The 23,007-nt window shown below is 74.5% G+C and carries 16 protein-coding genes, 1 tRNA gene and 1 pseudogene; 3 read left to right on the forward strand and 15 right to left on the reverse strand.

Annotated features, from left to right (window positions below):
- Positions 1-16: 16 nt before the first annotated feature.
- From GC157_03975 to GC157_04000, 6 genes and pseudogenes are all read right to left on the reverse strand, one after another.
- A complete protein-coding gene (locus tag GC157_03975) occupies positions 17-733 on the reverse strand; it encodes a hypothetical protein (protein MBI1376628.1) in 717 nt (238 codons plus the stop codon).
- A 127-nt stretch (positions 734-860) separates the two neighbouring features.
- A tRNA-Thr gene (locus tag GC157_03980) sits at positions 861-937 on the reverse strand.
- Positions 938-1,017: 80 nt separating this feature from the next.
- On the reverse strand, positions 1,018-2,649 hold the full coding sequence (locus GC157_03985; GenBank protein MBI1376629.1) for an alpha/beta fold hydrolase: 1,632 nt from the start codon (positions 2,647-2,649) through the stop codon (positions 1,018-1,020).
- 106 nt (positions 2,650-2,755) lie between these two features.
- Positions 2,756-3,604, reverse strand: a complete 849-nt coding sequence (locus GC157_03990) for a hypothetical protein (protein ID MBI1376630.1) — start codon at positions 3,602-3,604, stop codon at positions 2,756-2,758.
- A gap of 3 nt (positions 3,605-3,607) precedes the next feature.
- A complete protein-coding gene (locus tag GC157_03995) occupies positions 3,608-4,462 on the reverse strand; it encodes an alpha/beta fold hydrolase (protein ID MBI1376631.1) in 855 nt (284 codons plus the stop codon).
- Between the two features lie 644 nt (positions 4,463-5,106).
- Positions 5,107-5,199: pseudogene (locus tag GC157_04000) on the reverse strand (type II toxin-antitoxin system PemK/MazF family toxin).
- Between the two features lie 247 nt (positions 5,200-5,446).
- Between GC157_04000 and GC157_04005 the strand changes: the two are divergent.
- The gene (locus GC157_04005) at positions 5,447-8,671 is read left to right on the forward strand and encodes a methylmalonyl-CoA mutase (protein ID MBI1376632.1); all 3,225 of its coding nucleotides are present in this window, start codon (positions 5,447-5,449) and stop codon (positions 8,669-8,671) included.
- 51 nt (positions 8,672-8,722) lie between these two features.
- The gene (locus GC157_04010; GenBank protein ID MBI1376633.1) at positions 8,723-9,028 is read left to right on the forward strand and encodes a hypothetical protein; all 306 of its coding nucleotides are present in this window, start codon (positions 8,723-8,725) and stop codon (positions 9,026-9,028) included.
- 99 nt (positions 9,029-9,127) lie between these two features.
- Here GC157_04010 and GC157_04015 read toward each other — a convergent pair whose 3' ends face one another.
- The 9 genes from GC157_04015 to GC157_04055 all read right to left on the reverse strand — a co-directional run bounded on the left by GC157_04015 (position 9,128) and on the right by GC157_04055 (position 20,433).
- Complete coding sequence (locus GC157_04015) at positions 9,128-9,805, reverse strand: hypothetical protein (protein ID MBI1376634.1); 678 nt, start codon at positions 9,803-9,805, stop codon at positions 9,128-9,130.
- The gene (locus tag GC157_04020) at positions 9,802-10,989 is read right to left on the reverse strand and encodes a DNA polymerase III subunit delta' (protein ID MBI1376635.1); all 1,188 of its coding nucleotides are present in this window, start codon (positions 10,987-10,989) and stop codon (positions 9,802-9,804) included. Before GC157_04020 ends, GC157_04015 begins: the two co-directional genes overlap by 4 nt.
- Positions 10,986-11,624, reverse strand: a complete 639-nt coding sequence (locus GC157_04025) for a dTMP kinase (GenBank protein MBI1376636.1) — start codon at positions 11,622-11,624, stop codon at positions 10,986-10,988. Before GC157_04025 ends, GC157_04020 begins: the two co-directional genes overlap by 4 nt.
- Positions 11,625-11,703: 79 nt before the next feature.
- Complete coding sequence (locus GC157_04030; protein ID MBI1376637.1) at positions 11,704-12,339, reverse strand: hypothetical protein; 636 nt, start codon at positions 12,337-12,339, stop codon at positions 11,704-11,706.
- 52 nt (positions 12,340-12,391) lie between these two features.
- Complete coding sequence (topA, locus tag GC157_04035) at positions 12,392-15,175, reverse strand: type I DNA topoisomerase (protein ID MBI1376638.1); 2,784 nt, start codon at positions 15,173-15,175, stop codon at positions 12,392-12,394.
- A 234-nt stretch (positions 15,176-15,409) separates the two neighbouring features.
- Positions 15,410-16,900 carry a methyltransferase gene (locus GC157_04040; GenBank protein MBI1376639.1) on the reverse strand — a complete coding sequence of 497 codons (1,491 nt, stop codon included), beginning with the start codon at positions 16,898-16,900 and terminating at the stop codon, positions 15,410-15,412.
- A 123-nt stretch (positions 16,901-17,023) separates the two neighbouring features.
- Positions 17,024-19,444 carry a sodium-translocating pyrophosphatase gene (locus GC157_04045; GenBank protein MBI1376640.1) on the reverse strand — a complete coding sequence of 807 codons (2,421 nt, stop codon included), beginning with the start codon at positions 19,442-19,444 and terminating at the stop codon, positions 17,024-17,026.
- A gap of 268 nt (positions 19,445-19,712) precedes the next feature.
- Positions 19,713-20,090, reverse strand: a complete 378-nt coding sequence (locus GC157_04050) for an ATP-binding protein (GenBank protein ID MBI1376641.1) — start codon at positions 20,088-20,090, stop codon at positions 19,713-19,715.
- Position 20,091: 1 nt separating this feature from the next.
- Positions 20,092-20,433 carry an anti-sigma factor antagonist gene (locus GC157_04055; protein MBI1376642.1) on the reverse strand — a complete coding sequence of 114 codons (342 nt, stop codon included), beginning with the start codon at positions 20,431-20,433 and terminating at the stop codon, positions 20,092-20,094.
- Here GC157_04055 and GC157_04060 point away from each other — a divergent pair.
- Positions 20,378-22,999, forward strand: coding sequence for a DEAD/DEAH box helicase (locus GC157_04060; protein MBI1376643.1), 2,622 nt, complete (start codon positions 20,378-20,380; stop codon positions 22,997-22,999). The two genes, GC157_04055 and GC157_04060, sit on opposite strands and share 56 nt — an antisense overlap.
- The last annotated feature ends 8 nt before the right edge of the window (positions 23,000-23,007 follow it).

Consider the following 23,007-nt stretch of genomic DNA (forward strand, 5'->3'; position numbering starts at 1 on the left):
GGGCACAGCATCGCCTCTAGCCCAGGAAGAGCGTGAGCGACAGCGGCGCGAGCGCGCCCTGGGTGTTGCCCATCACCATGAGCATGAGCACGAACGCCACCGGTACCGCGGCACAGCCCCCGAGCAGCAGCGGCAGGTCGCGGGCGGTCGTGCGCCCGCCCGATCTCCGCGTGCGCCGGACCAGTCGCCGCCATGCGAGGACCCCGAGCCCCGAGACGACGACGAGCAGCACGGTGGTCGTCACCGCCTTCGGTCGCTGCCACGAGAGGCGGTCGTCGATGGCCCTCTCGAGCGGGGCGGGCACCTGTCCCGCCCGAGCACCGGCCAGCCACGTCGTCACGGACTCCTGCACCGCAGCGGCCCTGGTGCCCTCGGCCGGGGCCCCGAGCAGCCGCACCGAGCCCGTGAAGCCCTGACGCGGGCTCAGCACCGTGCTCACGTTGGCCGCCACGACGACCGCGAGCAGCAGTGGCACGCTGCACGCCAGGACCGCGCCGACGGCGAGCGCGCGCCGCTCGAAGCGTCGTGACGGGTCTCCCCCGTGCCTCGCACGCCCCCAGCTGCGGCAGAGCGCGACGCCGACGGCGAGGAGCAGGGCCAGGAACAGGCCGCTCACGAGCACCAGCACGAGGTGGAAACGCTGGTAGTCGCGGACGAGCAGGTCGAGCACGGCGTTGGGCTCGGCGCCGCGGCGCAGCAGGTCGCGGAGCGTCGCCTGGAGGTTGTCGTCCATGCCGCGACGCTACGAAGCGCGGACAGCGTCTGGCATCGGACCAGGGGACGGTCCTGCCGTCGGCGGCCTCCACCTTTCGTCGCACGCCGATCGCCGTCGAGCGCCCGGCAGGCGGGCCGCCGACGAGTGGAGCCGCCTATCGGAATCGAACCGATGACCTACGCATTACGAGTGCGTCGCTCTGACCGACTGAGCTAAGGCGGCGTACTGCCCACCCGGTCAGGGGCGGCGGCACGGTGCACGAGGATACCCCAGCGGATCGGCGGTCCCGAACCGGCGCGGGGTCAGTGGCAGACGGTCCCGGTGGGGGGCGTCTCGCCGCTGAGCAGGTAGCGGTCCACCGCCGAGTCGGTGCAGGCGGAGCCCTTGCCGTAGCCGGTGTGGCCGTCGCCCACGCGGGTCAGCAGGACCCCCTGCGAGAGCTGCTTGGCCAGGGCCTGGGCCCAGGGGTACGGCGTCGCCGGGTCGTACGTCGTGCCCACCACGAGGATCTTCGGCGAGCCCGGCGCGTGGATCTCGTGCGGCGGGTCGGTGGCCGGCACGTCCCAGTACTGGAACGGCAGGATCCCCCAGGCCGTGAAGGCGCCGAAGACCGGCGCCTCCTTCGACCACTGCTCGGCCAGGACGGCGGACTGCGCGGCCGTCGGGCGGTCCGGGCGGTCGAGCGCGTTGACGGCGTAGAGCGCGGAGATGAAGTTGTCGGCGTAGTGGCCGCGGCTGTTGCGCTCGTTGCGCTGGTCGAGCATCGACAGAAGCGTCTGGCCGTCGCCGTCGAAGGCGTCCTGGAGCCCGATGAGCAGCTGGTCGTAGTCGCCGTACGCGGGGAAGTAGAGGTAGCTCAGCACGGCGTTCATCGCGAGGGCCTGGGTGAGCGGGCGCTTCGCGTCGTGCGTAGCGAGCGGCGTGGTGTCGAGCCCGTCGAAGAACGCGGCGATGCGGTCGACCCCCTGCTGCTCGCCCTGCGGGAGCGGGCAGTCGGCCTGCTGGTCGCACCACAGCACGAAGTGGTGCAGCGCCACCTCGAACCCCTTGGCCTGGCCGTGGCTCATCTCGACGTTCGTGAGCGACGGGTCGATGGCGCCGTCGAGCACCATGCGGCCGACGTGGGTGGGGAACAGGTCGGCGTACGTCGCGCCCAGCTCGGTGCCGTAGGAGAAGCCGAACCAGGTGAGCTTCTGGTCGCCGAGAGCGGCCCGCAGCACGTCGACGTCCCGCGCGGCGTCGAGCGTGCCGATGTGGGCGTAGATCTTCGGCGACCGCGTGCGGCAGCCGACGGCGAGCTGGCGGGCCAGCGTGTCGATCGCGGTCACCTGCGCGGGCGTCGTCGGCGTCCCGTCGACGGCGAGGAACGCGTCGGTCTGCTTGTCGGTGAGGCACTCGACCGGGTCCGACCCGGCCACCCCGCGGGGGTCGAAGCCGACGATGTCGTAGCGCGCTCGCAGGGAGGCGTCGAACACGGCGCGCGCGCTGCGCACGAAGTCGACCCCGGAGGCGCCCGGGCCGCCGGGGTTGGTCACCAGCGAGCCGATCCGCTGCGCGGGGTCGCTCGCGGGCAGCTTGATGAGCGCGAGCGTGATCGTGCCGCCCGAGGGCGCGGAGTAGTCCAGCGGCACGGTGAGCCGGGCGCAGACGAACGACCCGCCGCACGGGGTCCAGGCCAGCCGCTGGGAGTAGAAGGTGGCGAGGGCCGGGTCGGAGGGGGACGCCGGTGAGCCGCTGGACGAGCCGCCGGAGGTCGGCGACTCCTGCGTGACCGATCCGACCGTGCCCGAGCACGAGGAGAGCACCAGCGAGAGGCCCGCGACGACGGCTGCGGCCGCGATGGCGGCTCGCCGGCGCGACGACGGGATGCGGGTCACAGGTGCTCCTGCCGAGGCTCGGTCCCCCGCCCGCGCCCTGCGGACGGCCGCAGGCACAGCCTGCCAGTCCCTGGGTTGGGACGCCCTCGGGCGGTCGGTAGTTCCCCAGGACGACGTGCTGCGACCGAGGTCACGGGGCGGCCGGGCACATGGTCGCGGCGTCCTAGGACTCCGGCCCGGACCCGCGGGAGTCGTAGGCCTTCCGCGAGCCGCAGGTGTCGGCCACCGGGCACACCGTGGTGCGCCCGTCGGCGGCCAGCCGCACCACGACCCGCTCGCCGGGGACGCTCACCGACGTGACCTTCCCCGGCCCGTCCGGCGTGTCGACCTGCTCGCCCACCTGCGGCCAGGTGTCGATCGCCTCCTGGTAGAGCGGGTGCTCGTACTTCAGGCAGCACATGAGGCGCCCGCACGCCCCGGAGATCCGCATCGGGTTCGCCGGCAGGTCCTGGTCGCGGGCCATCCGCACGGACACCGCGTCGAAGTCCACGAGGAACGTCGAGCAGCACGTGTCGCGCCCGCACGAGCCGATGCTGCCCTGCACCCGGGCGTCGTCCCGCGCGGAGAGCTGGGTGAGCACCACCTTGCAGTCCAGCGTGAGCGACAGGTCGCGCACGAGCTGCCGGAAGTCCACCCGCGTGGGCGCGCGGAAGTACACGGTGGCCGTGGGCCGGCCGGACTCGTGCCCGCGGTCGGCCCAGTCGACGGCGCTGACCTTCATGGGCAGCCGGTGCTCGCGCACCAGCCGCTGGGCCGCCACCTGGATCTCGGCCCGCCGGCGCTTGTTCGCCTCGTCGCGCGCCACGTCGTCGTCGGTCGCCAGGCCCGCGCACACCGGCAGGCCGCCGATCTCGTCGTCGACCTGCTCCGGCCCCCACACCACCTGGCACACCTCGGGCGAGGTCGACGTCGGGAACAGCACGAGGTCGCCCACCCGCGGCGCGAGGTCGCCGGCGTCGAGGTAGTAGAGCCGCCCCGCCCTGGTGAACGTCACCGCCATCATGCGGGGCACCGCTCAGCCCACCCTCGCGAGGATGGCGTCGACCACGGCGTCCGGGTCCTCGTCGGGCAGCCAGTGCCCGCGGCCGTGCAGCGGGCGGAACTCGTACGGGCCGTGGCACCGTGCGGCGCAGGCGTGCGCGGCGGCCGCCCCGATGGCGATGTCCTCGTCGCCCCACACGAACGTGACCGGCACGTCGTCGACGTCCGGGGTGCGGCCGGCGTCGGCGTCCATCGCGGCGTACCAGCGCAGTGCGGCCTCGAGGGTGTCGTCCTCGGCGAAGAACTCGGCGTAGGCGTCGATGTCCGAGGCGTGCACGCCGGGCGCGTAGACCCCGCGCAGCGCCTTCGCGTCGTCGCGCAGGAGCACCGCGGCGGCCTTGGCGGGATCGGCGCGGAACAGCTGCATGTACGCCGACTTCTCGCGCTGCTCGGCGTCGGTGCGCAGCGCCTCCGCCATCGCGCTGGGGTGCGGCACGGACAGCGCGGTGAGCGAGCGCACCAGGCCGGGACGCCGGCCCGCGACGTGCCAGGCGACCGCGGCCCCCCAGTCGTGCCCGACGAGGTGCGCCGTGCCGAACCCGAGCGCGTCGAGGATCCCGCTGACGTCTTCCACGAGGTGGGCGGCGGAGTACGACCCGATGTCGGAGGGGCGCGCGCCCGCGGAGTAGCCCCGCTGGTCGACGGCGGCCACCCGCAGCCCGCTGGAGGCCAGGGCCGGGATCACGCGGGACCACGACAGCGTCGTCTGCGGCCAGCCGTGGAGCAGCAGCACCGGCTCGCCGTCGTCCGCTCCCGCCACGACGGCGTCGAACACCAGGTCGCCGGCGTCGGGGTCGTCCACGTGCAGCTGGGCGGTCTCGGTGGGCATGGGGTCGAGCGTAGGCGTGCTCTCGGCATACCGTGGCCCGGTGAGCCCGAAGTCCTCCGACGTCGCCCGGCTCGGCGAGCGCGTCGCGGCCCTCGTCGAGCAGGGCCTCGATGTCGCCGAGGCGTACGCCGCCGCCCAGGGGACGGGCACGAAGGCGACCCGCGAGTACGCCAAGGCGATGGACAAGCACGCCAAGGCCGTGCGCCGCCACCAGGAGCTCACCCGCGGCCGGCGGCAGGCCGCCGTGACCATGACCGCGGTGTCCGGCGCCACCGCCGTGCTCGGCGTGATCGACATCGCGACGGCCGACGCCGTCATCCCGCTGCCGGCGTGGATGTGGCTGGTCGGCTCCGCCTTCGCGGCGGTGCGCGCGGTGCGGGCCCGCTACCTCGCCACCCACGCCGTGCCGCCCGAGCCGCCGGTGCTGGGCACGTCCGTGGCGCCGGCCGACGTGCGCCGCGACGCCATCGGGTGGGCCGAGGCCCAGGGCCTGGCCGCGGTCCGTCGCCAGCTCACCGCGATGATCCCGGCCGTGAGCGGCCTGCACCCCGACGCCGGCCGCGACCTCAAGGCAGCCGACGACGAGGCCGCACCGGCCCTGGCCGCCCAGGTCACCCGGCTCGCCGTGCTCGACCAGGTGCGCCGCGAGCTGCCCGGGTCCGCCGCCGCGCGGGCGGCCACGGACGCCGCGGAGACCGTGCGCGCCCGCCTGGCCGAGGGGGTCGCCGTCTACGACCGGCTGCTCGCGGCGGCCTCCACCATGCTCGCCTCCCCGGACCTCGCCCGCCCCAGCCTCGAGGTGCTCGGGCCTGCGGCCGACGCCCTCACTGCCTACGCCGCCGGCCTGCGCGCCGCCTCCTCCTGACCTCCGCGAGGGCCACGCCGAGTGGCGCTCTCCGGACAGCGCTCTGTCCTCCGATAGTTGGATGTCCTACTATTTCGGGGTCGGAGCACCCCGAGGAGGACCCGGTGAGCGACACCCCCCTGCACGTCCCCACGAACCCGGTCCGCCTGGTCACCGCCGCGAGCCTCTTCGACGGCCACGACGCCGCGATCAACATCATGCGGAGGCTGCTCCAGGCCCAGGGCGCGGAGGTCGTGCACCTCGGCCACGACCGCAGCGTCGAGGACGTCGTCACCGCCGCTCTCCAGGAGGACGTGCAGGGTGTCGCCGTCTCGTCCTACCAGGGCGGTCACGTCGAGTACTTCACCTACCTCGTCGAGCGGCTGCGCCAGCGGGGTGCGCCGCACATCCGGGTGTTCGGGGGCGGGGGCGGCGTGATCGTCCCTGAGGAGATCGCCGCGCTCGCCGAGGTGGGCGTGCGCATCTTCTCCCCCGGCGACGGGCAGCGGCTGGGGCTGCCGGGCATGGTCAACGAGCTGATCCGCGAGTGCGACGTCGACCTGGCCGCCGGCGAGGTCGACGTCACCGCGCTGCGCGCAGGGTCCACCACGGCCCTGGCCCGCGCGCTGACCGTGCTCGAGTCCGGCCGCGACCCGGAGCTGGCCGCGCAGCTGCGCAGCGCAGCAGAGCCGCACCCCGCGCCGGTCCTCGGCATCACCGGCACGGGCGGCTCCGGCAAGTCGTCGCTCACCGACGAGCTGGTGCGCCGGCTGCGTCGCGACAGCCAGGACAAGGTGCGGGTGGCCGTGCTGGCGGTGGACCCCACGCGCCGTCGCGGCGGCGGGGCGCTGCTCGGCGACCGCATCCGCATGAACAGCATCGACCCGGACGTCGTGTTCTTCCGCTCGTTCGCGACGCGCGACGCCACCACCGTCGTGCCGCCCTCGCTCGACGACTGCGTGGCCGCCTGCCGGGCCGCCGGCTACGACCTGGTGATCATCGAGACGCCGGGCATCGGCCAGGGCGACGCCGCGATCACCGCCCACGCCGACGTCAGCCTCTACGTGATGACGCCCGAGTACGGCGCCGCGTCGCAGCTCGAGAAGATCGACATGCTCGACTACGCGGACGTCGTCGCGGTGAACAAGTTCGAGCGCCGCGGGGCCGAGGACGCGCGCCGCGACGTCGCCCGCCAGATGGTGCGCAACCGCGAGGCGTTCGGCATCGCGTGGGAGGACATGCCGGTGTTCGGCACGTCCGCGGCCCGGTTCGACGACGACGGCGTGACGGCGCTCTACCAGCACCTCAGGTCGCTGCTCACCGACCGCGGCCTGCGGCCCTTCGACGGCACGCTGGCACCGGTCGCGACCCGCGTGTCGACCAACCTGGCGCGCATCCTGCCGCGCGGCCGAGAGCAGTACCTCGCCGAGATCGCCCGCACCGTGCGCGACTACCACGCCGACACGGCTCGTCTCGCGTCGTCGGCCCGCAAGGTGCAGCAGCTCTCGGCCACGCGCGGGCTGCTCGCCGACGAGGGCGAGCCGGCGGCGGCCGCGGCCGTCGAGCGGCTGCTCGACCAGGCGCAGCAGGACCTGCCGCGGGAGTCGCGCGACGCCCTCGCGTCCTGGCCCTCGGTGAAGGCGTCGTACACCGGCGACCACCAGGTGTACGTCGTGCGCGGCCGGGAGATCACCACGCCGCTCACCCGCGTGACCCTGTCCGGCACCCACGTGCCGCGCGTGGCGCTGCCCCCGGACGACGACGACGCGACGCTGCTGCGCTTCCTGCGCTCGGAGAACCTGCCCGGCTACTTCCCGTTCACCGCGGGCGTGTTCCCGTTCAAGCGCGAGGGCGAGGCGCCGGCGCGCATGTTCGCCGGCGAGGGGGACCCGGCGCGCACCAACCGGCGCTTCCACCTGCTGGCCGAGGGCCAGCCGGCCACGCGGCTCTCGACGGCGTTCGACTCGGTGACCCTCTACGGCCGCGACCCCTCGCCGCAGCCCGACGTCTACGGCAAGGTCGGCACCTCCGGTGTGTCGGTCGCGACGCTCGACGACATGCGCGACCTCTACGCCGGCTTCGACCTGTGCGCCCCCACCACCTCGGTGTCGATGACGATCAACGGCCCTGCGCCCACGATCCTCGCGATGTTCTTCAACGCCGCGATCGACCAGCAGCTGGACCGGCTCCGCGAGGAGGAGGGCCGCGAGCCCGACGACGCGGAGCGCGAGGCGATCGCGGCGCGCACGGTGTCGACCGTGCGCGGCACGGTGCAGGCCGACATCCTCAAGGAGGACCAGGGCCAGAACACCTGCATCTTCTCCACCGAGTTCTCGCTGCGCGCGATGGCCGACATCCAGCAGTGGTTCATCGACCACGACGTCCGCAACTTCTACTCGGTGAGCATCTCCGGCTACCACATCGCCGAGGCCGGGGCGAACCCCATCAGCCAGCTCGCGTTCACGCTGGCCAACGGCTTCACCTACGTCGAGTCCTACCTCGCCCGCGGCATGGACGTGGACGACTTCGCCCCGAACCTGTCGTTCTTCTTCTCCAACGGGATGGACGCCGAGTACACGGTGCTGGGTCGCGTGGCCCGCAGGATCTGGGCCGTCGCCATGCGCGAGCGGTACGGCGCCTCGGAGCGCGCGCAGAAGCTCAAGTACCACGTGCAGACCTCGGGCCGGTCGCTGCACGCCCAGGAGATGGACTTCAACGACATCCGCACGACGCTCCAGGCGCTGTGCGCGCTCTACGACAACGCGAACTCCCTGCACACCAACGCCTACGACGAGGCGGTGACGACGCCGTCGGCGGCGTCGGTCCGCCGAGCACTCGCGATCCAGATGATCATCGACAAGGAGTGGGGGCTCTCGCAGAACGAGAACCCGCTCCAGGGGTCCTACATCGTCGACCAGCTGACCGACCTCGTCGAGGAGGCCGTGCTCGCCGAGTTCGACCGCATCGCCGACCGAGGCGGGGTGCTCGGGGCCATGGAGACCGGCTACCAGCGCGGCAAGATCCAGGACGAGTCGATGCTCTACGAGCACCGCAAGCACGACGGCTCGCTGCCGATCGTCGGCGTCAACACGTTCCTCGCCCCCCAGCGCGACGACAGCGGTGGGCGACCGCTCGAGCTGGCCCGCGCGACGGAGCACGAGAAGCAGTCGCAGCTCGACCGGCTGCACGCCTTCCACGAGCGCCACCGCGGCGAGGCCCCGGCCGCCCTCGCGGCGCTCCAGGAGGCGGCCGTCTCCGGCGGGAACCTCTTCGGCGCGCTGCTGGAGGCCGTGCGCGTCTGCTCGCTCGGCCAGATCACCCAGGCCCTGTTCGACGTCGGCGGCCAGTTCCGCCGTACGGTCTGACACCGTCCTCAGGCATTGCCGGGCGGGCCGCGTCCCCGGCAGCATGTCGCCGTGCCTCAGGCCGTCGTCGACCGGACCCCGGACGCGGTGCGTCGACGCGGCTGGATCACCGTCGTGCTCGCGGTCCTCTGCATGCTTCTCACTCCGTTCGGGATGCTGATGTCGTCGGGGCTCCTGACGCCCGTCGGTATCCCGCCGGCGATCGTGTCGAGCGTGCTCGCGGTGCTCGTGGTGACCCGGACCACGCCCGGTCGCTGGCCGCGTCGGTTCGCCTGGGCGATGCTCGGCTTCGCGTCGATCCCCTGGCTGGTCACGATCGTCTGGCTGATCCAGCTCCACGTCGAGCAGGGCAGCTAGTCACGGGGACCTCGCCTGCCGGGGCGGCGGGGCACCCGTTCACCTGCTGACCTGCCTGCGACCACCGCGCATGCTTCGCTGCGCTGCCCCGAGCGCCGATCAGCGGAGGTCGACGGTGGCGTCGGGCGGAAGCATGAGCAGGCCGTCGCCGGTGACGGCGTAGGCGTCGTCGGGTCCGACGCTGCGGCCGACGCCGTCGCGCACGACGAGGCCGCCGCGCTCGGGCAGCGCCAGCACCGGGCGTCCCGTTCGCGCGGACCACGAGGCGCACTCGTCGATGTCGTGCGGGGTGGCGTGCGGCCGGACGATCGCGCCGCCGAGCAGGTCGAGCCCGCGGGTGTCGGTGACACCGGCGTCGTTGGGGTCGGCGAAGGACGCGACGTCGATGTCGGCGCCGGCCAGCACGGCGCCGGCGCTGCCGCCGTAGTACGCGCCGCCCGCGAGGACGTGCTCGCGGGTCGGCGCCAGCCAGCCGGTGCGCTGGACGTGGTCGAGCAGGTCGAAGGTGTTGCCGCCGGCGACGAAGAGCACGTCGACGTCGGCCAGCTCGGCGGGACGGCGCTCGGCGAGGTCGGTCCAGGTCGACAGGCGCACGCCGTCCCAGGGCTCGAGGCTCTGGGCGAGCCAGAGCCGCACGCGGTCGTGGCCGGACCTCGGCACGGCGAAGGGCCACAGGACGATGCGGGCGCCGGGCTCGACGAACTCCGACCACAGCGCGCGCTCGTCGTCGGCGCTGCCGCCACCGCCGAGGTAGAGCGTGGTGCCCGCGGCGCTCATGCGAGGGTCGGGTCCTTGAGGCTCACGGTGAGCGCCTCGAACGCCAGCAGCGGCGCGACGTTGGCCTCGAGCAGGTGGCGGGTGCGCTCGAGGGCGTCGACGCGGCGCAGCGTGTCCTCGGCGGAGCCCTCGGCGGCCAGGCGCTGCAGCTGCGGGCGCATCTCGTCGTTGACGAGGTCCGACGCCGCGCCCAGCTGGAGCACGAGCACGTCGCGGTAGAACGCCTGGAGGTCGACCAGGGCGCGGTCGAGCTGGTCGCGCGTGACCCGCCGCCGGCGCCGCTTCTGCCGGTCCTCGAGCTCCTTCACCGCCCCCTTGGCCCGCCGCTCCACCGTGCCGATGCCGCGCCCCTCGGCGCCTTCGCCGTACGCCGCCCGCAGCGCCGCCATCTCGCGCGCGTCGAGCGGGTCGCACAATGCGGCGACGTCGTCGTTCACGGTGCCGACCAGGTCGGCTGCCAGCGCCAGGCACGACCCGAGGTCCTGCACGAGCGAGGGGATGCGCAGCACGTCCTGGCGCCGCAGGCGCGAGGCCTCGTCGGTGGCCAGCGCCCGCGCGCGCCCGATGTGGCCCTGCGCCGCCCGGGCCGCGAACGAGGCCATCGCCGGCTCGACGCCGAGCGCGCGCACGAGCACCTGCGCGACCTCCGCCGTGGTGGGGGTCGCGAGCACCAGGTGGCGGCAGCGCGAGCGGATCGTGGGCAGCACGTCCTCGGTGCTCGGCGCGCAGAGGATCCACACCGTGCCCGGCGTGGGCTCCTCGATGCTCTTGAGCAGGGCGTTGGCGCTCTCGGCGTTGAGCCGGTCGGCGTCCTCGAGCACGAACACGTGCCAGGGGGCGCGCGTGGGCGAGAGCGCCGAGCGGCGCACCAGCTCGCGGGTCTCCTGCACCGTGTAGGTGACCGACTCGGGGACGACGTGCTCGACGTCGGCATGCGCGGAGTGGCGGACGGCGCTGCACTCGTCGCAGTGCCCGCAGCCGCCCTCGGGGCACACCAGCGCCGCCGCGAAGGCCAGCGCCGCCGTGCTGCGGCCGCTGCCGGGCGGCCCGGTGATCAACCAGGCGTGGGTCATCGCGCTCGACTGGAGCCCCGCACGCGCCTGCGGAGCCTCGGCCGCGGCGGCACGCAGCTGCGCGACCGCGTGCTCCTGGCCGACGAGGTCGGCGAAGACGTCGTCGCTCACGGCGCCGTCCCGCGGTCGGCGAGCAGCTTCTCGACGCGCGCGAGCACTGCGGCGGCGATCTCCTCGCGCCCGCCCGAGGCCGGCACGACGAGGTAGCGACCCGGGTCGGCGGCCGCGAGGTCGCGGAAGGCCTGGACCGCGACGGCGTGGAACGACTCCGGCTCGCCCTCGAGGCGGTTGGGGTCGGCCACGCGGGCGAGCCCGGCGCCGGCCTCGACGTCGAGGACGACGGTGAGGTCCGGCAGCAGTCCGCCGGTGGCCCAGAGGTTGAGCTCGGCCACGACGTCGCGCCCGAGGCCCCGGGCCACCCCCTGGTAGGCGACGGAGGAGTCGAGGTAGCGGTCGGTCACCACGACGGCGCCGCGCTCGAGCGCCGGCCGCACGAGCCGAGCGACGTGCTCGGCCCGCGACGCGGCGTAGAGCAGCGCCTCCGCGCGCGAATCGAGGCCCTCGTGCTCGGGCGTGAGGACGACGTGGCGCATCGCCTCGGCGGCCGGGGTCCCGCCCGGCTCACGGGTGAGCACCACCTCGTGGCCGGCGGCCCTGAGGGCGTCGGCGAGCAGCCGTGCCTGGGTGGACTTGCCCGCGCCGTCGCCGCCCTCGAACGCGACGAGGACTCCGGGGTGGGCGTTCACGCGACGACCCTACGACGCCGCGCCCACGGGGGCGGCGTCGTCGCGCGCGGGACGGACGCGACCCGCCCGCCGACCCGGGTCACGCGGCCTTGAGGTAGGCGGCGGCGAGCCAGCGGGCGTCGCTGAGGCTGCCCGCGAACACCAGCACGAGATCGGTGCCGCGCATCCACGCCACGGCGCCCACAGAGCTGCCCCGGGCCCGGTCGACCTGCCACACGTGCTGCGAGCCGACGGTGGCGGCGGTGGGCTCCGCCTGCGCGAAGTCCGCCATCACCTGGTGCACCACGGCGTCGGACCCGGTCCGGTCCGGCACCTGGCGGAACCGGATGAACTCGACGCCGCCGACCACCCGGCCCTGGTACTCGACCGACCGCAGGATCAGCCCCTCGAGGTACTTGTCCGGCTCGCTGCCGGGACCGGCTGCCGCGAGGAACTTCGCCAGCGTCTCGGCGTCCGAGCCGCCCTCGCGGCGGTAGACCACGCCGGGGATCCGCGCGAGGACGGACTGCGGCAGGACCACCGGCGGCGGGAAGGTCGGGGCCGAGGCGGAGGCCGGCGACGCCGGGGCGGAAGAGACCGGCGACGCGGAGGACGTCGAGGCGGCGGCGGACGAGCTGGCCGCGGCCGGCTGCCCGCTCCCGGTGGCGACGACCGGTGCCGGCGACGACGAGGCGCAGCCGGTGAGCAGCGTCAGCAGGAGGGCAGCCGACAGCACGGCTCCGGTCGTCCGTGGCATCGCCATCTCGCTCCCCCGTGTGCCGCGGCCGCTAGGACCCGGACGAGGACGGGTCGCCGGACTCGGCGGTCATGGTGGCGGCGCCCGTGGGCTTGCTCGCCGCCTTCTTCGCCGGCGCCTTCTTCGCGGCCTTCTTCGCGGGGGCCTTCTTCGTGGTCCGCTTCGCGGCGGTCTTGCCCGCCGCGCGCTTCTTCGGCGCCGGCTCCTTGGCCCGGCGCTCGGCCAGCAGGTCCGACGCCCGCTCGATGGAGATGGTCTCGGGGTCGTCGGCCCGGCGCAGCGAGGCGTTGGTCTCGCCGTCGGTCACGTAAGGCCCGAACCGGCCCTCCTTGAGCTGCACCTCACGGCCGGTGGACGGGTCGACGCCGACCACCACGCCGGGCTTGGGCGCGGCCTGCCCGCGGCGCTGCTTGGGCTGGGCGAACAGGGCCAGCGCCTCGTCGAGCGTCACGGTGAAGATCGCGTCCTCGCTCGGCAGCGAGCGGGAGTCCTTGTCCTTGGTCAGGTACGGGCCGTAGCGGCCGTTCTGCGCCGTGATCACCACGCCGTCGGCCGGGTCGACGCCGACCTCGCGCGGCAGCGACAGCAGCCGCAGCGCCGTGGCGAGGTCGATGGTGTCGATCGCCATGTCCGAGAACAGCGACGCGGTGCGCGGCTTCGCCGACTTCGGCGCACCCTCGGGCAGCACCTCGGTGACGTAGGGGCCGTAGCGGCCGGTCTTCGCCACCACCTCGAGGCCGGTGTCCGGGTCGACGCCGAGCGGGTGGTCGCCCGACGGCGCGGAGAGCAGCTCGTCGGCCTTCTCGGCGGTGAGCTCGTCGGGCGCGAGGTCGGCGGGCACGTTGGCGCGGTGGTCGCCGCGCTCGACGTAGGCGCCGTAGCGGCCCACGCGCAGCACGGCGTCCGACCCCTCGATGGGGAACGAGGAGATCTGCCGGGCGTCGATCTCGCCGAGGTCGTTGACCAGCGGGTGCAGCCCGGCGAAGTCGCGCTCGGGGTCGCCGCGGTAGAAGCGGTCGAGCACGCCGACACGGTCGAGCTGCCCCGACGCGACGGTGTCGAGCACCTCCTCGAGCCGCGCGGTGAAGTCGTAGTCGACCAGCGTGCTGAAGTGCTCCTCCATGAGGCGCACCACCGCGAACGCCAGGAACGAGGGCACCAGGGCGCTGCCGCGCTTCACGACGTAGCCGCGGTCGACGATCGTGCCCATGATCGAGGCGTAGGTGGAGGGCCGGCCGATGCCGCGCTCCTCCAGCGCCTTCACCAGCGAGGCCTCGGTGTAGCGGGCCGGCGGGTTGGTGGCGTGGCCCTCCGGGTCGAGGCGCACGGCGGTGACGGTGTCGCCCACCGCGAGCGGCGGCAGCCGGCGCTCGGCGTCGTCGCCGCGGTCGGCGTCGTCGTCGACGGACTCCTCGTAGGCCGCGAGGAACCCGCGGAAGGTGATGACCGTGCCGCTGACGGAGAACTCGGCGTCGCGGCCGTCGCGGGCCACGGCACCGAGCCGGATGGTGGCCGTCATGCCGCGGGCGTCGGCCATCTGCGAGGCGACCGTGCGCTTCCAGATGAGGTCGTAGAGGGCGAAGTCGTCGCCGCGCAGCTCGCCGGCGACCTCGGCCGGCGTGCGGAAGCGATCGCCCGCGGGGCGCACGGCCTCGTGCGCCTCCTGCGCGTTCTTCACCTTGCGGTCGTAGCGGCGCGGCACCTCGGCGACGTGGTCGCTGCCGTAGAGCTGCGCGGCCTGCGCCCGGGCGGCGGAGACGGCCGACTCCGACAGCGTGGTGGAGTCGGTGCGCATGTAGGTGATGAAGCCGCGCTCGTAGAGGCCCTGCGCCACGCGCATCGTGCGCTGCGCGCCCCAGCGCAGCTTGCGGCTGGCCTCCTGCTGGAGCGTGGAGGTCATGAACGGCGCCGCCGGCGAGCGGCGGTAGGGCTTGTCCTCGACCGAGCGGACCGTGAACGGGATGTCGGCCAGCGACGCGGCGAGCGAGGTGGCCGACTCCTCCGTGAGGTGCGCGGCGTCGGCCCTCTGGAGGGTGCCGCGGTCGTCGAAGTCCTTGCCGGTGGCGACGCGGCGTCCGTCGACGGCGACGAGCCGCGCGTTGAACGCACCCGGGTCGAACAGGCCCTCGATGTCCCAATAGGACGCGCTGCGGAACGCGATGCGCTCGCGCTCCCGGTCGACGACCAGACGCGTGGCCACCGACTGCACCCGGCCCGCGGACAGGCCGGTCATGACCTTCTTCCACAGCACCGGCGAGACCTCGTAGCCGTAGAGCCGGTCGAGGATGCGCCGGGTCTCCTGCGCGTCGACGAGGTCCTGGTCGAGGTCGCGGGTCTCGTTGACCGCGCGCTGGATCGCGTCCTTGGTGATCTCGTGGAACACCATGCGCCGCACGGGCACCTTGGGCGAGAGCACCTCGAGCAGGTGCCACGCGATGGCCTCGCCCTCGCGGTCCTCGTCCGTGGCGAGCAGCAGGGTGTCGGACTCCGCGAGCTTCTTCTTCAGCTCGGCGACCTTGGTCTTCTTGTCGGCGTCGACGACGTAGAGCGCCGAGTAGCCGTTGTCGACGTCGACGCCGAGCCGCGACCAGGACGCGCCCTTGTACTTGGGCGGGATGTCGGCCGCGCGCTTGGGCAGGTCGCGGATGTGGCCCACCGACGCCTCGACCTCGTAGCCGGGGCCGAGGTAGCCCTGGATGGTCTTCGCCTTCGCGGGCGACTCGACGATCACGAGCGTGCGACCGCCCGCGGCGCTGCCGTTCGTGGCAGCGCCGCCCTCGCCGTCGGCGGCGGTGGCCTTGGCCTTCGCGGGCACGCTTCTCCTGTCGTCGTACGTCGTGGCGGTCCGGTCCGGCCGGCCCGGGCGGCGCCCGGCCGTCCGGGACACCGCGAGGACGGTGCCGGACGGGCGGAGTGTCACCACCGCACCCCGGCTCCTGTCAAACCCGGGCCCACGGTACGGCGTGTCGCGCGGCGTCCGGTCACCGGTGTCCCCGCAGGTCAGGACGCCGGCTCCGGCGGCCCGGGCCCGGCTCCGGGCTGCGGACGCTCACCCGAGCAGCAGCAGGCCCTCCTCGACCAGGGCGCGGACGGTCGCGAGCGCCCCGGGCAGCACGTCGTCGGGGTCGAGGCCGTGCGCCGCCGCGGCCAGGTCGACCGCCTCGGTGAGCGGGGTGCGCCCGTCGAAGGAGCGCACGAGGTGGCCGGTGACCTGGTCGGCCAGGGCGTCGGGGCGCCAGCCGTCGGCGCGGCCGAGCACCGTGGGCATCGGCACCAGGCGGCCGTCGGCGTCGGCCCGGTCCTCCTCGCGCAGCACGAGCCCGGGGGCCCGGCGCGGGCAGGCGTCCAGCAGGGCGAAGGCGTCGTAGGACGACCAGCCCGCCCGGGCGGCCACGAGGGCGGCGACCTCGTCGCCCCGCGGCAGCCGCGGCGCCGACGACACGTCCTCCACCCGCGGGCCGGTGACGCCGTGGGTGCCGCCGCGGTGCAGCACCACCCACCCGAACCCCACGCCCTCGGCGTCCATGTCGCGGAACGCGTCGAGCCACTCGCCGTAGCGGCGGTCGTGCTCGGCGTCCGCGGCGCCGCCGGCGTCGCGCAGCCACAGGCCGACGTACTCGGCCGGGTCCTGCACCTCGCGCTGGGCCACCCAGGCGTCGCAGCCGGTGCCGGCCACCCACCCGGCCACGCGCTCGCGCCAGTCCTCGCCGCGCACGTGCAGCCAGTTCGCCAGCACCACCGCGGTGCCGCCCTCGGCCAGGCGCGCCGGCGCCTGCTGCACCAGCAGGCGGCCGAGGTCGTCGGCGTGCATCCCGCCGTCGCGGTAGGTGTAGCGCAGCCCCGGGGAGATGACGAAGGGCGGGTTGCTCACCACGAGGTCGAAGGTCTCGGACCCGACCGGCTCGAACAGCGAGCCCTCGCGCAGGTCCCACTCCTGGCCCGACAGCGCCGCGGTCACGGCGGCCAGCCGCAGGGCGCGGCGGTTGCGGTCGGTGGCCACCACCTCGCCGGCGTGCCGGCCGAGGTGCAGCGCCTGCACGCCGCAGCCGGTGCCGAGGTCGAGCGCACGGCCCACCGACCCGCGGGGCGTGATGCGCGCGAGGGTCAGCGACGCGCCGCCGACGCCGAGCACGTGGTCGGCCGCGACCTCGTTCTCTCCGCGGCCGGCGGAGTCCGGGCCGTGGTCGCTCACGACGTACCAGTCGGTGTCGGGCTCCCCGTAGGGCCGCACGTCCACCAGCGCGCGCACCTCGCCGGCGCCGCCGACGAGGCCGAGCGCGACGAGGTCGTCCACGGGCAGCCGGCGCACGGCCTCGTCGCGCGGCAGCAGCTCGCCGAGCACGAACAGCCGCACCAGCGCGGCCGTGGCGTCGTGCCGGTCGGCCAGCGCCCGGCGGGCCGGCACGGGCTCGCCCCGGCCCAGCGCGGCGTACGCCGAGGCGCCCAGCGCGGACAGCACGCCGTCCGCGGTGAACCCGGCGTCGAGGAGCACCTCGCGCACCCGTGCGGCCGCGCCGCGGTCGACGCCGTCCCCGCTCATGCCTGCCTCCCCATCCGGGCCGTCACCCGATCATCGCCGAGCCCGGACGCCGATGCGGGCCCGGAGAGTGCTCCGGGCCCGCATCGGGTGTCGTGCTGGTGCGGGGAGTCCCCGCGGTGGCGCCTAGGCCTCGTCGTGCTCGCCCGGCGCCGGGTCGGCCGGCACGTGGTGGGCGACACCGGCCTCCGCCTCGGCCTCCTCGAGCGCCATCTCCGCGGCGGTGTCCTCGCCGACGGCGATCGGCCGGGCCTTGGCGATGACGACCGACGCCGCGACCACGAGGAACGCGGCGAGCGCGATGAGCACCGCGACCCACTGGTTGCCCGCGAGGTAGATGCTCACGACCGCGGGGGCGATGAGCAGCGCGACGAGGTTCATCACCTTGAGCAGCGGGTTGATCGCCGGGCCTGCGGTGTCCTTGAACGGGTCGCCGACGGTGTCGCCGATGACCGTGGCCGCGTGCGCCTCGGAGCCCTTGCCGCCGAAGTGCCCGTCCTCGACGAACTTCTTCGCGTTGTCCCAGGCGCCGCCGGAGTTGGCCAGGTAGACCGCCATGAGCACACCGGTGGCGATGGTGCCCGCGAGGTAGGCGCCGAGGGCGCCGACGCCGAGGCCGAACCCGACCGCGATGGGCATCAGCACGGCCAGCAGACCCGGCGTGATGAGCTCGCGCAGCGAGTCGCGGGTGACGATGTCGACGACCTTGCCGTACTCGGGCTTCTCGGTGAAGTCCATGATCCCGGGGTGCTCGCGGAACTGGCGACGCACCTCGAAGATGACCGCACCCGCCGCGCGGGAGACCGCGTTGATGGCCAGGCCCGAGAACATGAACACCACGGCCGCGCCGAGCATGAGCCCGACGAGGTTGCGCGGGTTCGCGACGTCGAGGACGGCGCTGTACTGCGCCTGGTCGACCGGGTCGGGCACCACGACGCTGCCCGGGTTGAGCAGGGCCGCCTTCGTCGCCGACACCACGGTGTCGCGGAAGGCGCCGAACAGCGCGGTGGCGGCGAGCACCGCCGTCGCGATCGCGATGCCCTTGGTGATCGCCTTGGTGGTGTTGCCGACGGCGTCGAGGTTGGTGAGCACCCGCGCGCCCTCGGGGCTGATGTCGCCGGACATCTCCGCGATGCCCTGCGCGTTGTCCGAGACCGGGCCGAAGGTGTCCATCGAGACGATGACGCCCACCGTGGTGAGCAGGCCGGTGCCGGCCAGCGCGATCGCGAACAGCGCCATCACCACCGAGCCGCCGCCGAGCAGCGAGGCGGCGAACACCGCGGCGCCGATGAGCAGCGCGGAGTACACCGCCGACTCGAGACCCACCGAGATGCCGGACAGGATCACCGTGGCCGGGCCGGTGAGCGAGCTCTTGGCGACGTCGTCGACCGGCTTGCGGTTGGTCTCGGTGAAGTAGCCGGTGAGCTGCTGGATCGCGGCCGCGAGCACGATGCCGATGAGCACCGAGCCGATGGCGAGGATCCGCGGGTTGAAGGTGTCGATGTGCACCAGGCCGAGCGAGTCGCCCACGACGCCGTCGAGCTTGACGACGCGGTCGGGCAGGAGCAGGAAGGTCATCACCGCGACGAGCACGGCCGAGACGACGGCGGAGATGAAGAAGCCGCGGTTGATCGCCGACATGCCCGAGCGGTCGCCGCTGCGCGGCGAGACCGCGAAGATGCCGATCACCGCGGTGATGACGCCGATGGCCGGCACGAGCAGCGGGTAGACGAGGCCGAGGTTGCCGAAGCTGGCCTTGCCGAGGATGAGCGCCGCGACGAGCGTGACGGCGTAGGACTCGAACAGGTCGGCCGCCATGCCGGCGCAGTCGCCGACGTTGTCGCCCACGTTGTCGGCGATGGTGGCGGCGTTGCGCGGGTCGTCCTCGGGGATGCCCTGCTCGACCTTGCCGACGAGGTCGGCGCCGACGTCGGCCGCCTTGGTGAAGATGCCGCCGCCGACACGCATGAACATCGCGAGCAGCGCGGCACCGAAGCCGAAGCCCTCGAGCACCGTGGGCGCGTCCGCCTTGTAGATGAGCACCACGAGCACGGCACCGAGCAGGCCGAGGCCGACGGTGAACATGCCCGCGACGCCGCCGGTGCGGAACGCGATCCGCATCGCCGACTGCTCGCCGCCGTCCTCGTTGGCGGCCGCGGCCACGCGCACGTTGCCGCGCACGGCGAGCCACATGCCCATGTAGCCGGTGATGCCGGAGAACACGGCGCCGACGAGGAAGAAGATCGAGCGGCCGATCTTCTCCGACGTGGTGTCCGCGGGCAGCGCGAACAGCAGGAAGAAGACGACGGCGGCGAAGATGGCCAGGGTGCGGAACTGGCGCGAGAGATAGGCAGCCGCACCCTCCTGCACGGCGGCGGCGATCGACCTCATGTTGTCGGTGCCCTCGCTGGCCGCGAGGACCTCGCGGGCGAGTGCCCATGCGACGGCGAGGGCGGCGACGGCGACCACACCCACGATGGCGACCAGGGTGTAGTTGCCGCCCGCAAGGGTGACCTCGCCCAGGGCGGCGCTCAACGACCGGGACATCCATGCTCCTTGCGTACGGAAGGGGGTCCGCCGCGACGACACACGGATCCGGACCCTCGAGTGCGCCGGAGTCTACGCAGGGATGTGACCTGGACCACCGCCGCACCCCCGGCGACCGGTGCGGGATCGGTCACACCCGCCGGCCCGCGAGCCCGTGCAACCGCTGTCATCCGAACCCTGCGCCCGACCCCGTCGTCGTTACTGCCCGGATGACCGGAGCCGGCGCCGGTTTCCGCGCATTGCGGCAGTAACGACGGGGTCGGTCGGGTCAGGCGGGGTCGGGGACGGGCCAGCGCAGGGCGGTGCCGCCGTCGCCGCGGTCCACCTCCGGCACCACAGCGCGCACGAGCGCGAGCGCGACGTCGTCGTCGTCGCCCTCGCCGGCCTCCGCCGCACCCAGGACGTCGTCGCCCACCTCGACGCTGAACGTGCGGCCGTCGTCGCGCAGCACCAGCTCGACGTCGTCGCGGCTGCCCTCGGCGGCGCGGCGGCGCACGAGGCCGGCCACCAGCTCGCCGACGGCGAGACGGACGTCGTCGATCGCGTCCTCGGCCAGGCCCGCCCGCCGCGCGGCCGCCACGGACACCAGCCGTGCGGTACGCACGTGCTCGGTGTCCGGCGGGATCGCCAGGGTGGCGGCGGGCACGTCAGGCGCCGCTGGCCAGCGCCTCGGCCACCGACGGGTGCAGCGGGATGAGCGCGTCGAGCCCGGTGATGCGGAAGACCTTGGCGACGCGGTCGGCGGTGACCACGACCGCGATGGAGCCCTCGGCCTCGCGCACCCGGGCCAGCGCCTTCACGAGCACCGAGAGCCCGGTCGAGTCGAGGAAGTCCACGCGGGAGAGGTCCACCACGAGGTGGTTGCGGCCCTCCACCACGAGGCGGCCGAGCTCGGCGTCGAGGGTGGGGGCGGTGAACACGTCCACCTCGCCGATGGCGGAGACGACGACGCGGTCGCCCTCGTCGCGGGTCGTGACATCCAGGTCCACGTCGGAACTCTGGCACACGCGGCCGCCCCGCGTCGCCCGTGCCGCGGACACCGGTCGCGAGCGTCCGTCGCGGGGCACCGGACGACGCCGTGCCGGGGTCATCACGCCGGGACGCCGGGACGCCGGCACTCGGGACGCCGGCACGCGGGACGCCGGCACGCGGGACGCCGGCACGCGGGACGCCGGGAGGCGACGGGCCGCACCGACGGGGGCAGAAGGCAGGATCGGGGCCGTGGGCCGTGACCCCTCCCAGCTCCTCGGGCTGCTCGCCGCCGGGCGGGCGGACCGGCTGCTGCACGTCGAGCACCTCCCGGCGCGCGGCGGCACCGCGGTGGGCTGGCCGGACTGGGTCGACCCGGACCTGCGCGACACCTGGACCCGCCGCGGCATCGCGCTGCCCTGGGCCCACCAGGCCGAGGCCGCCGACCTCGCCCACCGGGGCCAGCACGTCGTGGTCTCCACCGGCACGGCGTCGGGCAAGTCGCTGGCCTACCTGATGCCGGCGCTCACCGACGTGCTCGCCGGGACGCGGGCCCCCAACGGCCGCGGTGCCACGGCGCTCTACCTCGCGCCCACCAAGGCGCTCGCCCACGACCAGTGGCGGGCGATCGAGGAGCTCGGCCTGCCCGGGCTGCGGGTGTCGGCGTACGACGGGGACACCCCGGACGAGGAGCGCGCCTGGATCCGGGCGCACGCGGCGTACGTGCTCACCAACCCGGACCTGCTGCACCGCTCGCTGCTGCCGGGTCACGAGCGGTGGGCGTCGTTCCTGCGGGCGCTGCGCTACGTGGTCGTCGACGAGTGCCACGTGTACCGCGGGATGTTCGGCTCGCACGTGGGCAACGTGCTGCGCCGGCTGCGCCGGGTGGCCGCGCGCTACGGCTCCTCGCCGACGTTCGTGCTCGCGTCGGCGACCGCCGGCGACCCGGCCGGCTCGGCCGGGCGGCTGCTCGGGCTGCCGGTCGAGGCGGTGAGCGAGGACGCCTCGCCCCGCGGCGCCGTGTGCTTCGGGCTGTGGGAGCCGCCGCTGTCCGAGCACGGCGGCGAGAACGACGCGCCCACGCGGCGCACCGCCACGGCCGAGACCGCGTCGCTGCTCACCGACCTCGTGCTGGCCGACGTGCGCACGCTGGCCTTCGTGCGGTCGCGGCGCGGGGCCGAGGCGGTCGCGATGACGACGCGCGACACCCTCGCGGAGATCGACTCGGCGCTGTCCGGCCGGGTGGCGGCCTACCGCGCGGGCTACCTGCCCGAGGAGCGCCGCGCCCTCGAGGCGGCGCTGCGCGACGGCGACCTGCTCGCCGTGGCGGCCACCACGGCGCTCGAGCTCGGCGTCGACGTCACGGGCCTCGACGCCGTGCTGCTCTGCGGCTGGCCGGGCACCCGTGCCTCGCTCTGGCAGCAGGCCGGACGCGCCGGCCGCGCCGGCGGGGACGCCCTCGCCGTGCTCGTCGCCCGCGACGACCCGCTCGACACCTACCTGGTGCACCACCCGGAGTCGGTGTTCGGCGCCGGCGTCGAGGCCACGGTGTGCGACCCCACCAACCCCTACGTGCTCGGCCCCCACCTCGCCGCGGCCGCCGCCGAGCTGCCGCTGACCGAGGACGACCTCCCCGCATTCGGACCCGGCGCGCGGGAGGTGGTCGACGCCCTCGTGGCACGCGGGCTGCTGCGCAGCCGCCCCGGCGGCTGGTACTGGACCCACCGGGAGCGGGCATCCGACCTCGCCGACCTGCGCGGCATCGGCGACGGCGTCGTGCGTGTGGTGGAGGACGTGACCGGCCGGCTGCTCGGCACGGTCGAGCCGGGTGCGGCGCACGCGACCGTGCACACCGGCGCCGTCTACGTGCACCAGGGCGAGACCTACCTCGTGGACCGGCTCGACCTCGACGACGCGGTCGCCGTCGCGCACCGGGAGGAGGTCGACTGGACGACGTCGGCGCGCGACACCACCGACATCCGCGTGGTGGGCGAGAGCCGGCGGGTGCGGTGGGGCGAGGCCGATCTCGTGCTCGGCGAGGTGGAGGTGACCCACCAGGTGGTGGCCTACCTGCGCCGGCACTACCTCACCGGCACCGTGCTCGGCGAGGAGCCGCTGGACCTGCCCCCGCGCCACCTGCGCACGCAGGCTGTGTGGTGGACCGTGTCGCCCGAGCAGCTGGCCCGCGCCGGCCTCGACGCGCCGGACGTGCCCGGGGCGGCGCACGCGGCGGAGCACGCCTCGATCGGCCTGCTGCCGCTGGTCGCCACGTGCGACCGCTGGGACATCGGCGGCGTCTCCACCGCGCTGCACCCCGACACCGACCGGGCCACCGTCTTCGTCTACGACGGCCACCCCGGGGGCGCCGGCTTCGCCGAACGGGGATGGGCGGCGGCGCGCACCTGGCTCACGGCCACGCGCGAGGCGATCGCCGCCTGCGAGTGCCCCAGCGGCTGTCCCTCGTGCGTGCAGTCGCCCAAGTGCGGCAACGGCAACGACCCGCTCGACAAGGACGGCGCCGTCCGCCTGCTCGACGTCCTCCTCGCCGGCGCCCCCGCCGAGCAGTCGGAGACCACCCCGGACTGAGCCGACGG

This window comes from Frankiales bacterium (genome assembly GCA_016125335.1).
GTDB lineage: Bacteria > Actinomycetota > Actinomycetes > S36-B12 > CAIYMF01 > Longivirga.

Excerpts from the sequence above, each read along its gene's own strand:
- GC157_04015 (MBI1376634.1), bottom strand. The coding sequence starts at position 9,805 with ATGAGCGCCGCGGGCACCACGCTCTACCTCGGCGGTGGCGGCAGCGCC.
- GC157_03975 (MBI1376628.1), bottom strand. The coding sequence starts at position 733 with ATGGACGACAACCTCCAGGCGACGCTCCGCGACCTGCTGCGCCGCGGC.
- GC157_04045 (MBI1376640.1), bottom strand. The coding sequence starts at position 19,444 with ATGTCCCGGTCGTTGAGCGCCGCCCTGGGCGAGGTCACCCTTGCGGGC.
- GC157_04040 (MBI1376639.1), bottom strand. The coding sequence starts at position 16,900 with ATGAGCGGGGACGGCGTCGACCGCGGCGCGGCCGCACGGGTGCGCGAG.
- GC157_03995 (MBI1376631.1), bottom strand. The coding sequence starts at position 4,462 with ATGCCCACCGAGACCGCCCAGCTGCACGTGGACGACCCCGACGCCGGC.
- GC157_04060 (MBI1376643.1), top strand. The coding sequence starts at position 20,378 with ATGGCGGAGACGACGACGCGGTCGCCCTCGTCGCGGGTCGTGACATCC.